Source organism: Mucilaginibacter calamicampi (assembly GCF_042676765.1).
GTDB lineage: Bacteria > Bacteroidota > Bacteroidia > Sphingobacteriales > Sphingobacteriaceae > Mucilaginibacter > Mucilaginibacter calamicampi.
The window spans coordinates 152,614-168,443 of sequence record NZ_JBHTHU010000022.1 but is presented as its reverse complement, the minus strand read 5'-3'; the positions used below and the strand labels follow the sequence as shown (position 1 = coordinate 168,443).

13 protein-coding genes are annotated in these 15,830 nt (G+C 43.9%); 8 read left to right on the top strand and 5 right to left on the bottom strand.

Annotation, left to right across the window (positions count from 1 at the left end):
- Positions 1 to 65: 65 nt before the first annotated feature.
- Positions 66 to 2,279 carry a YfbK domain-containing protein gene (locus ACFQZS_RS18250; RefSeq protein WP_377102442.1) on the bottom strand — a complete coding sequence of 738 codons (2,214 nt, stop codon included), beginning with the start codon at positions 2,277 to 2,279 and terminating at the stop codon, positions 66 to 68.
- A 97-nt stretch (positions 2,280 to 2,376) separates the two neighbouring features.
- Here ACFQZS_RS18250 and ACFQZS_RS18245 point away from each other — a divergent pair, with 97 nt between their 5' ends.
- Together ACFQZS_RS18245 and ACFQZS_RS18240 are read left to right on the top strand one after the other, a co-directional pair.
- Positions 2,377 to 2,949, top strand: coding sequence for an RNA polymerase sigma factor (locus ACFQZS_RS18245; protein WP_377102441.1), 573 nt, complete (start codon positions 2,377 to 2,379; stop codon positions 2,947 to 2,949).
- Positions 2,936 to 4,645: a hypothetical protein gene (locus ACFQZS_RS18240; protein ID WP_377102440.1), complete on the top strand. Its 1,710-nt coding sequence runs from the start codon at positions 2,936 to 2,938 to the stop codon at positions 4,643 to 4,645. The genes ACFQZS_RS18245 and ACFQZS_RS18240 overlap by 14 nt, the downstream gene beginning before the upstream one ends.
- 9 nt (positions 4,646 to 4,654) lie before the next feature.
- Here ACFQZS_RS18240 and pepT read toward each other — a convergent pair whose 3' ends face one another.
- Positions 4,655 to 5,908 carry a peptidase T gene (gene pepT / locus ACFQZS_RS18235; protein WP_377102439.1) on the bottom strand — a complete coding sequence of 418 codons (1,254 nt, stop codon included), beginning with the start codon at positions 5,906 to 5,908 and terminating at the stop codon, positions 4,655 to 4,657.
- Positions 5,909 to 5,965: 57 nt separating this feature from the next.
- Between pepT and ACFQZS_RS18230 the strand changes: the two genes are divergently transcribed.
- The 3 genes from ACFQZS_RS18230 to ACFQZS_RS18220 are packed head-to-tail and all read left to right on the top strand — an operon-like array spanning position 5,966 to position 7,675.
- Positions 5,966 to 6,661, top strand: a complete 696-nt coding sequence (locus ACFQZS_RS18230) for a hypothetical protein (RefSeq protein WP_377102437.1) — start codon at positions 5,966 to 5,968, stop codon at positions 6,659 to 6,661.
- A 13-nt stretch (positions 6,662 to 6,674) separates the two neighbouring features.
- Positions 6,675 to 7,034, top strand: coding sequence for an MmcQ/YjbR family DNA-binding protein (locus tag ACFQZS_RS18225; protein WP_377102435.1), 360 nt, complete (start codon positions 6,675 to 6,677; stop codon positions 7,032 to 7,034).
- A 5-nt stretch (positions 7,035 to 7,039) separates the two neighbouring features.
- Entirely contained in the window at positions 7,040 to 7,675 is a 636-nt protein-coding gene (locus ACFQZS_RS18220) for a rhomboid family intramembrane serine protease (protein WP_377102434.1), read from the top strand.
- Here ACFQZS_RS18220 and ACFQZS_RS18215 read toward each other — a convergent pair.
- The 3 genes from ACFQZS_RS18215 to ACFQZS_RS18205 are packed head-to-tail and all read right to left on the bottom strand — an operon-like array spanning position 7,641 to position 9,378.
- Positions 7,641 to 8,630, bottom strand: coding sequence for a hypothetical protein (locus tag ACFQZS_RS18215; RefSeq protein WP_377102433.1), 990 nt, complete (start codon positions 8,628 to 8,630; stop codon positions 7,641 to 7,643). The genes ACFQZS_RS18220 and ACFQZS_RS18215 overlap by 35 nt on opposite strands.
- A gap of 45 nt (positions 8,631 to 8,675) precedes the next feature.
- Complete coding sequence (locus ACFQZS_RS18210; protein ID WP_377102431.1) at positions 8,676 to 8,978, bottom strand: DUF2752 domain-containing protein; 303 nt, start codon at positions 8,976 to 8,978, stop codon at positions 8,676 to 8,678.
- The gene (locus ACFQZS_RS18205) at positions 8,971 to 9,378 is read right to left on the bottom strand and encodes a DUF4199 domain-containing protein (protein WP_377102430.1); all 408 of its coding nucleotides are present in this window, start codon (positions 9,376 to 9,378) and stop codon (positions 8,971 to 8,973) included. Before ACFQZS_RS18205 ends, ACFQZS_RS18210 begins: the two co-directional genes overlap by 8 nt.
- 102 nt (positions 9,379 to 9,480) lie before the next feature.
- Between ACFQZS_RS18205 and ACFQZS_RS18200 the strand changes: the two genes are divergently transcribed.
- The 3 genes from ACFQZS_RS18200 to ACFQZS_RS18190 all read left to right on the top strand — a co-directional run bounded on the left by ACFQZS_RS18200 (position 9,481) and on the right by ACFQZS_RS18190 (position 15,765).
- Positions 9,481 to 10,848, top strand: coding sequence for a tetratricopeptide repeat protein (locus ACFQZS_RS18200; RefSeq protein ID WP_377102429.1), 1,368 nt, complete (start codon positions 9,481 to 9,483; stop codon positions 10,846 to 10,848).
- A 44-nt stretch (positions 10,849 to 10,892) separates the two neighbouring features.
- Positions 10,893 to 14,246, top strand: a complete 3,354-nt coding sequence (gene mfd / locus ACFQZS_RS18195; RefSeq protein ID WP_377102428.1) for a transcription-repair coupling factor — start codon at positions 10,893 to 10,895, stop codon at positions 14,244 to 14,246.
- A gap of 286 nt (positions 14,247 to 14,532) precedes the next feature.
- Positions 14,533 to 15,765 carry an MFS transporter gene (locus ACFQZS_RS18190; RefSeq protein WP_377102426.1) on the top strand — a complete coding sequence of 411 codons (1,233 nt, stop codon included), beginning with the start codon at positions 14,533 to 14,535 and terminating at the stop codon, positions 15,763 to 15,765.
- Positions 15,766 to 15,830 lie beyond the last annotated feature (65 nt).

Sequence of the window (15,830 nt, the reverse complement as noted above, 5' to 3'; positions counted from 1 at the left end):
GCCCCTCTACCTGAGGGAGAGGGGCTAAAAAAAGGTATTGCAGGTTTAGGTAGTTCGGTATCTTATCATTCGGCGGCCAGGGTGTTGCTTTTAGCCATGTCGCGGGTACTTTCCGCAAGGCGTATAAATTCTGCGCGGTAGCCTTGCTCATCCTTTCCTTTCGCGTTTTTGGCTAAGGTTATTACCTGGTTAAAATTGGCACTTTGCTTAAATTGAGAGTTGCGCAATAATAAACCATATTCTGCAACGGCTGCAGCAAAACGCATATCTTCTGTTGAATTATTCAGCTCAACAGTTTTGTTTTGTATCACAATTGATTCCATTTTGCTTACATCTGCATGAGGGTCTTTGTAGCGGAATTTTACCGTCATCAATTCATCTGATGCATTTTTAATAGCCGGGTTTTGCTCTTTTTGATATTTTAACGGATCTACGCTGGCTGAAAAAGCATCATCTTTTACTCCTGCCGGGATGATCTCATACAACGCGGTTACATTATGACCCACACCCATGTCGCCGCCTAATTTGGCATCATTATTAAAATCTTCTTTAGCTAATAACCTATCCTCGTAACCCAGTAAACGGTAGGCCTGCACTTTAGCCGGGTTAAACTCCACCTGTAGCTTCACATCTTTTGCAACGGTGAATAAGGTTCCGCCAAACTCGGTTACCATGCAGCGGGTGGCTTCTGTAACGTTGTCAATATAAGCGTAGTTGCCATGGCCCTTATCAGCCAGCAGTTCCATTTTACTGTCTTTATAGTTACCCATGCCGAAGCCTAAAATAGAGATGCTAACACCACTTTGGCGCTCCTGTTCAATCAAACCTTCCATATCCTTATCGCTCGACTGGCCCACGTTAAAATCTCCATCAGTAGCCATAACAATACGATTGTTGCCACCTTTTTTAAAGTTTTGGCGCGCAATGTTATAAGCCAGCTTAAGGCCGACACCTCCGGCTGTACTCCCTCCGGCACCTAACTGGTCAATGGCATCTTTAATTTTTTGTTTCTGATCGCCTGGTGTTGATGGTAGTACCAAACCGGCCGCGCCCGCATAAACTACCATTGCAACATGATCGATATTACGCAGTTGGTCCACCAACATCTTTAGGGATGTTTTTACCAGCGGTAGCTTATTGGGCGAATCCATAGAGCCAGAAACATCAAGCAAAAACACCAGGTTGCTTGGGGGCAGCTTGTCGTTATCAATGGTTTTGGCTTTTAAACCAATACGTACCAGTTGATGTTTGGCGTTCCATGGCGCGTTGGTAACTTCAGCCTGAATGGCTACCGGCTTGCCGGCTTTTGGCTCAGACAGATCATATTTAAAGTAGTTGATCATTTCCTCAATGCGTACAGCATTTTTAGGCGGTAGTTGCCCGGAGTTGATGTATCTGCGCACGTTGGCGTATGATGCCGCGTCTACATCTGTGGCTAGTGTGGATAGAGGTGTTGTTGTGGGATTGATAAATTGATTTTCAACAATGGGGCTATAAGATTCATTGTTATCCGCAATACGATTAACCACACCGCGTAACTGATTCATAGCAGGAGGTGCACTTATTGCCGTTGGATTTATTGTAGTTACCGAACCAACAACGGCTGCCTTTTTTTGCACACCGTACCCCGTTACTACAACTTCATTTAACGCACTGTTTTTAGTGTTAGTTAAGTTGAGCACCTTTGTTGGCTCGCCCGATTTGATACCTGTTTTGCCGGCAGAGTTGCCATAATCATCTATAACCTGAATATGTTCTATTATATCTGATGGAAGACTTTGAAGAGCTTGCGCCGCATCACCTCCCGTGTAATCTTTACCGGTTAACCTAACTTTGGTTACCGGCTGTCCCTGGAATGTTACGTTACCATTAGCATCTACTTCAAAACCCTCTATTTTTTTAATCATTTCGCTAACGCTTGCGTTGCTCTTTACCTTATAGTTGTTTGCAGCGTAAGCAGCTGTATCTGCTTTATAAATTACCGGCATTGGTTTCAGGTACACGTTAAGCGTATTGGTTTTGCCCGGCAGCAAGGTATCCGACTTGTAGCCTATAGCCGAAAATATTAACCGGGACTTATTTCCGGGCACGGCTATGGTGTAGTGCCCTTTTGAATCTGTATACACGGGCTTTTTATTCCCTTCAACCGTTACGGTTACCCCGGCCATTGACTTTTTATCAAGCGAATCGTAAACGATTCCGTTTATATTTCGTGGGGCGTTTGGGCTTACCTGTGTAAGGCAAACGGCTGCGGTTAGTGCAATTAAGTAAGTTCTCATAATAAATATTTTTAAGATTTATGGATTTCTGCCTGTATGATGCGTCATAGTATTAGTTTTCCATAAACGATGTAAAAAAAATTATTTTAGATGCTTGATGAACTTTCTTAAAAGCCATAACAATTACAGCAGATCAGCAGATGAAGTGCTGCTGTTAAAGTACCGGGAAACCGGCGACCTGGAAGTGCTTGCGGCTTTATATGAAAAATACATGCACCTGGTTTACGGCTTATGCATAAAGTATTTAAAGGATAAAGACAGTAGCAAAGACGCTGTAATGCAAATATTTGAGGAGCTGATCATCAAATCGGCCCGGCACGAGGTTAGCAATTTTAAAAGTTGGCTGCATGTGCTTACGCGCAATTTTTGCCTGTCGCAAATGCGGTCTGTTAAGAATAAGCAAAAAGAATCACTGGATGCTGTAGATAATATGTCTGATGGGGTACAACATGATCAGGGTTGGGATGACGAAATGTGGAAATTAGATCAGTGTAAACAGAAGCTTTCGCAAGAGCAACGAACGAGCATTGAACTGTTTTTTATTGCTGATAAATGCTACAAGGAAATAGCAGACAGCACCGGATATGATGTGAAGGAAGTTAAAAGCTACATCCAGAATGGTAAACGGAATTTAAAAATTTGTATGGAGAAGAGTCGTGGCAAAAAGTAAAACCAATATATCGCAACTCAACAAATACGTTAAGGGGAGGCTTAACGCGCAGGATATGCATCAACTGGAGCGGGAAAGTTACGATGATGCTTTTTTAAATGAGGCATTAGAGGGATACGAAGCGTTACCTGATGATGATCATGAGGAAACTTTTGCGCTGCTTAAAAACCAGCTACATCAACGGGCGGCAAAATCAAAACAAAAGCCGGTCGTATTTTGGCGTGTTTTGCCCATTGCGGCAACTGTATTGGTTTTGTTAGGAGCCGGATATTGGTTTTTAAAGCCGGAGCCAATTAAAACCCAGAATACACACGCAGCGCTAAAAAACAATAAAAGGCAAATTGCAATTACCGGGCCTGGGCTGCAAAAAGTAACAACCAAAGAACGCAAATTGGTGGCTGATGCCCATGTTGAGCCCGAACGTATAAAACAACCTGCACCCATTTTAAACGAAGTGGTTATTGCAGGCAATCCATCAGTCAAATATAAAGCGGACACCGTTGAGTACATAGCAAGCGATTATAAGGTAAAGAGCAAGGCAAGCGTTGATGAAATACTTAAGAAGGCAGAAGGTTTTGAGGTAAGCCCCGACGGATCTTTGTCCTTTAACGGAACCGAAGTATCAAAGGCTCGTTTAAATGGGAAGGATTATACCGGCGGCGACGTGGCGAAGGCGATTAAAAGCCTGCCCGCTGATATTATTGAAAAATTTCAGGTTGTGGACAATTATGGCGATCAGGCGGGCAAAACGGGTATCAAGTCGGGCGAGCCCGACAAAGTGCTCAACTTAACTACCGCTAAAAACAGCGTGTTAAATGAAGTTGTGGTAGTGGGCTACGGCGCGCAGAAGAAAACCGCCCTTACCGGGGCGGTAACTACATTAAAGCCAGCACCATTAAGCATACCGCCTGTTACAAACCGGTTAAATGGGGCGGGTAATGGTATTTCGGATAAGGTATTGAATCCGGGAACCCGGCCGGAACGGAATAAAAGTCTGGGAGCACCTGCCGGGAGTTACTTAAATGAGACGGTAATTTATATGCCTCAGATAATTTATAAAACGGACACTACTGAAATTATTACCAACAATTACCCTATATCAAACGCTGCAAAAGTTTTAAATGTAATACGCAGGACCCCGGGATTTGAACAGGAAGACCGCAATCTATATTACGAGGCGAAGCCGATAAAAAAAATCAAGGTAAATGGTAAAGAATATCCCGGCAGAGATTTGATTGAGGTTACGCGAAACTTACCTGCTGATATTTTAGAGAAAGTACAGGTGATAGATGATTATAGCAACGTGGCGAATAGAGGAATTAGAGACCCCGGCCCTGAAAAAGTAGTTAATCTTGTAGTCCGTGATATTAAAAACAGACGTTTACCTTGGGCGATTGACGGGAGAGGCGTAATAATACCCGGTGACACAGTAGCTAAGCCTAAGCCACAATTGGGTTGGAAGAACTATGTAGATTACATTCGCTTAAATGCTGCGGCATCAGCCAAATCTAGTGATGAGATTATGATTTTTTTCTATGTTGGCCCGGATGGTACGATATCAAATATTCAAGCAGTAGGTTATAGCTCAGCAGCACAGTATACTAAAGCGATATCTATTATTAAAAATGGCCCGGCTTGGTTGGGTTTTACAGAACCACGACAAATTTGGTTTAAAGTAAAACTTCCAAAAAAATAGAATGTTGCTTTACGCCCGCTCCTCCCAAATCATACACAAATGCAAAATGGTTTCAACGCCCTTTTGCATGTCCTGTACAGATACCCATTCCTGCTTGCCATGAAAAGCATGCTCGCCGGCAAAGATATTTGGGCAGGGCAAACCCATAAACGACAGGCGCGAGCCATCCGTGCCGCCGCGGATGCTGCACAGTTTGGCATCCAACCCAGCGCGACGGATGGCCTCCATGCCGTATTCAACTATTTGCGGGTGCTGGTCCAGCACATTCTTCATGTTGCGGTATTGCTGTTTTATTAGCAGTTCGTAGCTGCTTTCGGGATAATCAACTAACACGGCCTCGGTTATCTTACGTATCATCCCAGCATGTTCGGCCAGTTTTGCATCATCAAAATCGCGGATAATGAAATCAATTTCGGCTTGCTCTACATGCCCGCTTATACTTACCGGGTGCACAAAGCCTTCCATTTCTTCGGTGCCTTCGGGTGACAGATCATAAGGCAGTTGCGCCACTATACGCCCTGCTATTTTTATAGCGCTTTGCATTTTCCCCTTAGCAAAACCGGGATGCGAACTAACGCCGCGAATGATAAGCTTTGCTCCATCAGCAGAAAAAGTTTCATTCTCCATATTGCCCGCGCTTTCGCCATCCATAGTATAACCGGCATAGGCGCCCAGCTTTTGCATATCAACCTTATCAACGCCCCGGCCAATCTCTTCATCGGGCGTAAATAGTATGCGAATATCGCCGTGTTTTATTTCGGGGTGTTTGAGTAACTGGTAGCAGGCATCCATAATTTCGGCAAGCCCGGCCTTATTATCAGCACCCAGCAATGTGGTGCCACTTGCTGTAATGATATCATTGCCGATCTGGTTTTTCAGATCAGGGTGGTAAGCAAACCGCAAAACCTGCGTCGGGTCATCCGGCAGTACCAGGTCCTGGCCCTGATAGTTTTTGTGAACTATCGGCTTTACACCCTCGCCGCTGCAATCAGGCGATGTATCCATATGCGAGCAAAAACAGATCACCGGTACAGTTTTCTTTTCGGTATTAGATGATATGGTTGCATACACGTAACCATGCTCATCTAAATGCGCGTCGGTAGCGCCCATTGCCAGCAGCTCTTCAACCAGCAATCGTCCTAAATTTTTTTGCTTTTCTGTTGATGGACAAGTTGTTGATGCAGGGTCCGACTGTGTGTCTACAACTACATAGCGTAAAAAACGTTCGGTAACGGTAAAGCCTTCGGCTAACTTAAAGTTCATATATTTGTGCCGTGTTAATGTTTGTGTATTGCTTGTAAAAATGACCATTTTTTTATTGTGAAGAAGCTGCTTTTATTGTTTTTTGTTTTGGTGCTGGCCAACCCTGTTAAATCACAATCCTACAATTACAACACCTATGGTTTGGGGGTATACTATAACGCATTATATCCCTATGCAGACTTGGCCTCGGCCAAAAACAGCAGTGGCGTTAGTGTAGTAGGTTATTATAATCTGTCCTTGTTTTTGCCGCTTGGGCTTGAGTTCCAAACCGGCGAGTTAGCGGGCGGCGGGGTCCTTACAGATCTGCACGGTCGTGAATATAAAAATAAATACACCGCTATAATTGCGCGTGGCGACGTTTTCCTTGGCCAGATAATGGGGGATTATGGCTACCGGGGACCAATACGTTATTTAAAGGATTTTTATGCCGGCACGGGCGTAGGCCTTATTAGCAATAATATGGCATTTATTCAGCGCGTAAGTCCGGGCTCCAACTACGTTTTTCCGGGCAAGGATAAAAGTATGAATTTAATGGTGCCTATACGCGTAGGCTATGAATTGAAGATCAACAACAGCTACGGAGAGCCATTTATAGGCGTAAATTTAGGGTATGTAATGAATATTACCTGGGGCGAAGGTCTTGATGGCTATGATGACTCTGCGAAAGATTTTAAAAACAACGTACCTGATCTGTACCGCCAGATAGTTTTGGGTATTAAGGTAAACTTTGGGCCAAGCAAGTCAAACTATTAAAGAGAATAATATTTTGAATATAGAGCAAGTGCGTGATCATTGCCTGGCTAAGCCGGGAGCTACAGAAGGTTTCCCTTTTGATGAAGATACGCTTGTTTTTAAAGTTGGAGGAAAAATGTTTCTTCTGATAAGTTTATCCGCAGCCGGTAGTTTCAACGTAAAATGCGAGCCAGAGCTGGCTGTTGAGTTGCGCGAAAGGCACCCCGAAGTTAAACCCGGCTACCATATGAATAAAAAGCTATGGAACACTGTTGATATAACCGGCGCTTTAAGTGATAAACAACTGAAAGAAATGATAGATCAATCCTACCTTTTGGTGTTTGCCGGTTTGCCAAAAAAGGTGCAGGCCGAGATCAATACTTCTAAACCCTAATCAAAATGATGCAATACCTTACCCTGGCACCGGTTGCCTCGTTTATTTTTGCCATAACCATAGCATGTTCTATAATGGCGTTCTCTAATGCCGACTTGTACGGAAAAATGATATTGCATCCCTACAGTGTTGCCCGAAAACAGAACATGTTTACTTTGATAACCAGCGGATTGATTCATGCTGATTGGATGCACCTGGCCTTTAATATGTTCTCTTTTTACGCTTTTGCCTTCCAGTTAGAGGTTTTAATGGGGCACTGGCAGTTTGGGTTACTTTATTTTGCCAGTTTAATTATAAGCGACCTGCCAACGGTAGCCAAACATAAAGATCATTATCAATATCATAGCCTGGGCGCATCCGGAGCGGTAAGCGCGGTGATATTTGGGTTCATTCTGTATTCGCCGCTAACCACGTTGATGATAATACCGATACCCATACCAATTTATGCTATTGTGTTTGGCGTGCTATACCTTCTTTACTGCCATTTCGCATCTAAACACGCGCGAGACAATATTAACCATGATGCGCACTTTTACGGCGCTCTCTGCGGGCTTTTTATAACCGCCATTTTGCACCCTGAAATATTGCCGCTTTTTGCAGAGCAGATCAACGCGAAAATTCAATACTGGCGGCAGGCTTAAAGCCACCATGTTCATCCAGTAAAAAAGTCATTGGGTTTTCGGGGTCTTTAATGATCTCTAAAAGCAAAAAGCCCCAGTTTTTCCAAAAACTTTCCAACACCTGGCCGTAGGTTTTATTTTGCCAAAAATCAAACAGCGGCTTGCCCGTCATGCCGCGCAGCGGCATCGCCTCAATGTATATCTCATCATTTACAGGCATCACGGTATATTCGGGCAGGCGATTAAATAAGTAGGCGGAGTAAAACACCCTCGCGCTGATCTCTTCAAACTGAATGGGGTGAAGGGTTTGTCCCTCAACTTTTGTCAATATTTCGCGATGGTAACTTTTGTTAGCGCCGTTATCCTGGAAACAGATTATCAGGCCAAAATCGTTAATGCGTAATGCAAACGTGAGCGTATTTATCTCATCGCGATAACCAAATTCCTCTTCGGCATTATCAACCTTAAACAAAAACAGGCTGTAGGGGGTAAAATCCTCAAATATTATATTTTGATTAATGCTTTGCAGCATTAAATGCAGGTTGCTAAACTTGTGGATAATAGACTGAGAAATATTAAAATCTTCGCCATGTGAGCGCTGCAGTTTAATGCCCGATTGTATTTCGGTAAAGATTATACCATACAGCAATCGCCCTGCCCATTGAAACAGCTTTAAGGTATCTAATTGCTTAACCGCTTCGTATCCTTTTCCAAATGCATCAGCTATTTCTTTCTCAAGCGGTTCCAAATAGGCCTCGTTAATTGCTGCGCTGCATGGCAATTTAAGGTCCTTATAGGTGGCCATGCTCTCATCAAGCATTTTAAAAGGTTTGTCCTCCAGCTTGTAGCGCGTCATTAACCATTGCGGGAATATATTAATGCGTTCTTCTTCGCTATTGAGCGTTGCGCCTGTTAAAAAGCAATTGCGGTTGCTAAAATTAAAAGTATCAAAAGGCGAATAAATGGGTGCGGCCATAGGCGCAAAGATAGCAAAAGCTTGTAAGCCGTAGTTGTGCTACGGTCATTGAAAAGCCAGTTTGCGTGGTCGGATTACGTTGACAGACAATGTAATTATTCGCCAGCAAATAATGCCTAATGCAGGCAGACCAAGCCAATGGGCGTTAAAAGAACCGGCAATGTCGCCATGAAATAAAAAGGCGATTGCGTGGCCAATACCGCAGCCGGGGCACCAGGTTATGCCTAAAAGCTTAAAAGGGCAAAGGGTAAAATGGGATGGTTGGGCCGGATCGCAGACGGCGAGGGCTATCAATGCTGCGATCCAGAATACCAGTTCAAAATATTTAAAGAATAACTTTTTAATCAAGCTTGTTTGATTTGTTGGCTAGCAACAAAGATACGCCAAAAGCTGATAACACACCAACAAGCAGCGCGCCGAACAAACGCCCCGAGAAAGCGCTATAGTTATTGGCCTCGGTTACGTAGTTAATATAAACTATGCCTGCAAACGCGGCTATTATACCGCCAAACAGTAAAACTTTAAAACTTTGTATCAGGGCCTCTAAAAAGCTCATTTTGCCGCCCATATCCGTTTCTTTGTAGCTCTTAATAGCTAAAAGCAATACCACTACAGGTATAAGTACAGAGAAATATTCATAAGGCGACGCCTTATCATCCTTAATATCATACCCCATCCAGTGCATGATAAACAGCCATAATCCGCTAAGTATACCGATGACCAGGCCCCATGTTAGTGCATTTTTCATTTTATAAGGTTATTTGTTGTGAGTTATTATAATAAATACGTGTTAAAACACCATACGTTGCTTAACTACCATAAAAAGTGTTTTTAAGGCAATATTGTTTTTATGGATATTGCATTAAATATTAAATTAGCCAAAAGCTATCCTGTAAGCATGTTTAAAAAGCTCGCGATATTTATTCTTTTAACCCTCCCGTCTGTGGCTATTGCGCAGAGCACCACACAGATTGTAGACCAGGGCGATGAGAAATTTTTTGTTAAAGATTACGCCGGGGCAATAAAACTTTATACCCAGGCAATAGATGGAAACATGCGTTTTGCCGACGCTTATAATCGCCGCGGACAGGCTTATTTTGAATTGGGCGACTATAAAAACGCCTTTAATGATTTTACTTCCGCTATTACTGCCGACCCCAGCCATGCAAGTTATTATAACAGAAGAGGCATCTCCAGGTTTAAATTGACAGATTTACCCGGTGCCATTAACGATTATAACAACGCCTTGGCTTTAGACTCTGCATTTGAACTGGCTTATAATAACCGGGGCCTGGCAGAAACGTATTTAAAGAACTACCAGGCGGCAATTACCGATTACACCAGGGCGATTCTTTTTCGGTCTGAGTATCCGGAGGCCTACTTTAACCGGGCATATGCTAAACAAAATATTAAAGAATTTGCTGCCGCGTTAGAAGACTACAATCAGGCTATAGCGTTTAAGCCACGTTATAAAGATGCCTACTTTAACCGGGCCATGTTAAAAATGAGAACAGGCAATAAAGAGGGTGCGTATGTAGATTTTACAAAAGTGATCGATCTGGATTCGGCATCAGCAGAAGCCTATTTGAATCGCGGGGTGTTAAAAGCAGGCCAAAAAGATTACCAGGGCGCTTTGCTCGATTACAAAAAAGCGGGCGAAATTAAGCCTGCCGACGAGAGTTTATTAATTAACCGTGGAATTGCCGAGAGCGCTGTTGGTGATGTGAAAAGCGCGGTTAAAAGTTTTAACGCTGCCATATCTTTAAACCAGGGTAACGCTATTGCTTACAATAACAGGGCATTGGCCAAAAGTCAGCAGGGTGATTTTAACGGTGCTATTGCCGATTTCAATAAAGCAATTGAACTTAACAAGCTATATGCCGACGCGTACAACAACCGGGGGTATGCAAAAATCCAATTAAAGGCATTTACTACGGCTATTGCCGATATTAAAACATCGCTAAAGTTAGATTCCCAAAGCGCTGTTGCCTACTTAAATTTAGCTAATGCAACAGCATCATTAAAAGACTATAAGGGGGCTGTAACTTACTACGATAAGGCTTTACAAATAGACCCTAATTATGCTAACGCTTACAATAATAGGGGCCTTGCGCGGTATTTTGCAGGCGACAAGGCAGGGGCTTGTACAGATATGAAAAAAGCCACCGCACTTGAATTTCCGGCAGCTGCAGGCAATTTTTCTTTGTACTGTAAATAACCTCGCTCGTTTCGGCATACTATTTTCTGTATCTTTACCTCGGTTTGAACATCCGTGATATATTAGAAAAATATAAAGCTGATGACCGGGTAAAAGAGCTGGCTACGGCCATTAACAGCACTAAAAACCCCAGAATACAGCTACGTGGTTTGGTTGGATCAGGCGATGCAACCCTGGCGGTAGCTTTGTATTTTTTGCAGCATAAGCACATGGTTTTTGTGCTGCCCGAAAGGGAAGAGGCCGGCTATTTTCAGGCCGATCTGGAAAACCTGACCGGCAAAGAAGTTCTTCTTTTCCCATCATCCTACCGTAAACCCTTTGAATTTACCCAGCCCGACAGCAGCAATGTTTTGGCGCGTGCCGAGGTTTTGAATGAGTTAAATCACTCAACAGAATTCGGGCAGCTGATAGTTACCTACCCCGAAGCACTGGCCGAAAAGGTGATCGACCGCGCATCGCTTGAAAAAAACACCCTTGAGATAGCTGTTAACAACAAGCTCAGCATTGATTTTATAAATGAGTTTTTGGTAGAGTACGATTTTGACCGGGTTGATTTTGTTTACGAGCCGGGGCAGTTCTCTATCCGTGGGGGTATTGTTGATATCTTCTCTTTCTCACATGATCTGCCTTACCGGGTTGAGTTTTTTGGCGATTTGATAGAGTCTATCCGCACGTTTGAAATAGAAAGCCAGCTGTCTGTAGAGCAGGTGAAGAGCATCACTATTGTTCCTAATGTGCAATCAAAATTCTTAACAGAAAGTAACATATCCCTGTTGGAATATATTGATGCAGGCAGCCAGGTCTGGATAAAGGATGTGCAGTTTACTTTTGATATAATACAAACCGGATATAAAAAAGCGGTACAGCTGTGGAATGCCTTATCTGCAGACGAAAAAAATAAAAACCCCGACTGGATAGACCCCAAGTTTAGCTTTACCGATGATAAACTAATTGCCGACCAGCTGCACGATTTCCCCGTAATTGAGTTTGGCAAACAGTTTTTTTATCAGCCTACGCAAAGCTTTAATTTTGATATGCGCCCGCAGCCATCTTTCAATAAAGATTTTAGCCTGCTGATACATAACCTTAAAAATAACGAGGCCGAGCACATAGAGAATTTTATCTTAACTGATTCATCCAGACAGATAGAGCGATTGTACGCCATCCTGGATGACCTGGATAAAACAGTAAAGTTTACCCCGGTTAGCATCTCCATTCGCGAAGGTTTTATTGATCGGGAGCAGCAAATAGCCTGCTATACCGATCACCAGATATTTGACCGCTACTATAAATACAAGCTTAAAAAAGGCTATCAGCGCTCGCAGGCCATCACCCTAAAAGAACTGCGCGAGTTAAAGCCCGGCGATTACGTTACCCATATAGACCACGGCATTGGTAAATATGCCGGGTTAGAGAAAGTGGAAGTAGCAGGCAAGCAGCAGGAAATGATCCGCCTGATCTATGCCGATAATGACCTGCTTTACGTAAACATTAATTCGCTTAACCGCATCTCAAAATACAGTGGGAAAGAAGGCACCGTACCCAAAATGAATAAGTTGGGTACCGATGCCTGGGAGAAGCTAAAGAAAACCACAAAAAAAAAAGTTAAAGACATAGCCCGCGATCTGATTAAGCTTTATGCCGTACGCAAATCGCAGCAGGGTAATGCTTTTTCTCCCGATAGTTATTTGCAAACCGAGTTGGAAGCTTCGTTTATTTACGAAGACACCCCCGACCAGGAAAAAGCTACTACTGATTTTAAGCGCGATATGGAATCGCCGCACCCTATGGACCGCCTGATATGCGGCGACGTGGGTTTCGGTAAAACCGAAGTGGCCATCCGCGCGGCATTTAAAGCCGTTGCCGACAGCAAGCAGGTGGCCATATTAGTGCCCACCACTATTTTGGCAGCGCAACATTACAAAACATTTAGCGACAGGCTGAAAGGCTTCCCTTGCAATATTGATTACGTTAACCGTTTTAAATCAAGCGCGCAAATAAAGCTGACGCTGGAGAAGTTAAAAGAAGGTAAGGTTGACATTATCATCGGCACCCATCGCCTGGTGAGCAAAGACGTTAAGTTTAAGGACCTTGGCCTGATGATAATTGACGAAGAACAGAAGTTTGGCGTTAGCACCAAAGAAAAGCTAAAGCAAATGCGCGCCAATGTTGATACGCTTACGCTTACGGCTACGCCTATACCACGTACGCTTCATTTTTCTTTGATGGGCGCAAGAGACCTTTCCATTATATCAACCCCGCCACCCAACCGCCAGCCGGTGGTTACCGAGCTGCATGTGTTTAATGATAAGCTAATAAAAGAAGCTGTTGAGCATGAACTGGACCGTGGCGGGCAGGTGTTCTTTATCCATAACCGGGTGAATGACTTGCCGCAATTAGGTGGCATGATCCATAAGCTGGTGCCTAAAGCACGCATAGGCATAGCGCACGGGCAATTGGAGGGCGACGCGCTGGAAGATGTGATGCTTAAATTTGTAAGCCATGAGTATGATGTGCTGGTAGCCACCACCATTATTGAGGCCGGGTTGGATATTCCCAATGCCAATACCATCATTATTAACCACGCGCACATGTTTGGCCTGAGCGACTTGCACCAGATGCGGGGTAGGGTAGGCCGGAGCAACAAAAAGGCTTTTTGTTATTTGCTTAGTCCGCCGTTATCTACTTTAACCAACGAGGCGCGTAAACGCCTGAGCGCGATAGAGGAGTTTAGCGATCTGGGCAGCGGCTTTAACGTAGCCATGCGCGATCTGGACATTCGCGGCAGTGGTAACCTGTTAGGAGCAGAGCAAAGCGGCTTTATTGCCGAAATTGGGTTCGAGATGTATCACAAGATACTGGACGAAGCCATACAGGAGTTGAAGGACGATGAGTTTAAAGGCCTGTTCCCGGATGATAAGCCCAAGCCATTCATTAGCTTTACGCAGATAGATACCGATTTGGAGATACTGATACCGAACGAATATGTTACCAGTCTTTCTGAACGTTATAATCTCTACTCAGAATTGTCTAAACTGGAGAATGAAACCGAGTTGCTGGCATTTCAGCAGCAACTGCACGACAGGTTTGGCCCTATACCGCCGCAGGTTAATGACCTGTTGAACACCATGCGTTTGCAGTGGCTTGGCAAAGCCCTCGGTTTTGAAAAGATCTCGCTTAAAAAAGGCGTATTGCGGGGGTACTTTATTACCAACCAGCAATCTGCTTACTATGAAACCCCGGTGTTCCGCAATATCCTCAACTTTGTGCAGGGCAATCCCCGCCGTACTAATTTAAAGGAAGTAAAAAACACCCTGCGCCTGAGTATTGAAGGCGTGCGGGATATTGATGAGGGGATTGAATTGCTGAGTGGGATATTGGAGCCGGAGCGGGCGTAACCTCCTGCATAAGAATTAGACCGTTAGACATAAACCTTACGTCTTTGCGAGGAACAAAGCAATCTCTACACATGCTAATAAACGCAAGGTGATTGCACAGAGATCAAAAACGCTTCAAGCATCACCTAAAGAAATAATAGCCTATGCTTAACTCTCGGGGATTGCTTCGTTCCTCGCAAAGACGAGCGGTGGTGTTACTTGATGTGGAGAGCTACTTTTTAAGTTCTCGCTCACAAAGTTTAACTTAGCCACATTGAAAAACAGGATCAGACAAACTGATTTAGCTATGAAGGATACATTTAACACCACCACTCAAAATACCGATACCCAACAGGCCATCCAACAAACCGTATTCTCCATCCTGTTTACCATAAGCGCGGCGCATTTTATTAATGATGTGCTGCAATCTTTAATCCCGTCTATTTATCCGCTTATAAAAGCAAAATACAATCTCACATTCGCGCAAATTGGTTTAATTACCCTGACCAATCAGCTCACAGCGTCTTTGCTGCAGCCGGTTGTAGGCGCGTATACAGATAGAAGGCCCCGGCCGTACTCGTTAGCCATTGGTATGTGCTTTACGCTAACGGGCTTGCTTTTTATATCAGTTGCCGATAGCTTTATTCATCTTTTAATGTCGGTGGCACTTATAGGCATAGGCTCGTCAATTTTTCACCCTGAAGCATCGCGGGTAGCGCATTTAGCATCAGGAGGTAAAAAAGGCCTGGCGCAATCTATATTTCAATTGGGGGGTAACGCGGGCAGCGCTATTGGTCCGCTGTTGGCAGCTATCATTATAGTGCCGCACGGCCAGTTCAATGTTATTTGGTTTTGCTTGCTGGCTATTGTTGGCATTTTCCTGTTGTCTAAAATTGCCAGATGGTACCAGGCACACATGGCGCTAAAAGTGGCTAAAAAGTATGGCAGTGCCGACGATTCGCGACCGATGTTGTCTAAACAAAGAATCGCTTTCTCGTTGTTTATCCTGCTCATCCTGGTATTTTCTAAATATTTCTACATGGCCAGCATGACAAGCTATTACACGTTTTTTCTGATCCATAAATTTCATGTAACGGTACAGCAATCGCAGATCTACCTGTTTGTGTTTTTAGGGGCTGTAGCGGCTGGTACATTGTTTGGAGGGCCGTTGGGCGACCGCTTTGGCAGGAAATACATTATCTGGATCTCTATACTTGGCGTAGCACCATTTACTTTAATACTGCCCTATGCATCCTTGTTTTGGACTGTTGTGCTTTCGGGCATTATCGGCTTGATCCTGGCCTCGGCATTCTCTGCTATTTTAGTGTACGCTACCGAGTTGGTACCCGGAAAAGTAGGTATGATAGCGGGCCTGTTTTTTGGCCTTGCTTTTGGAATGGGTGGTTTAGGCTCGGCGCTGTTGGGTAAACTGGCAGACAATACCAGCATTGAGTATGTATTTAAGGTTTGCGCCTTTTTGCCGTTGATAGGCATATTTACGGGTTTGCTGCCTGATATTGAAGGCAAGAAAGGCCGCTAAAACAGGCGTTATTCGGGCGAAAAACATTATTTCTAACAAGCCGGGGTGTATACACCCAAAAGTTG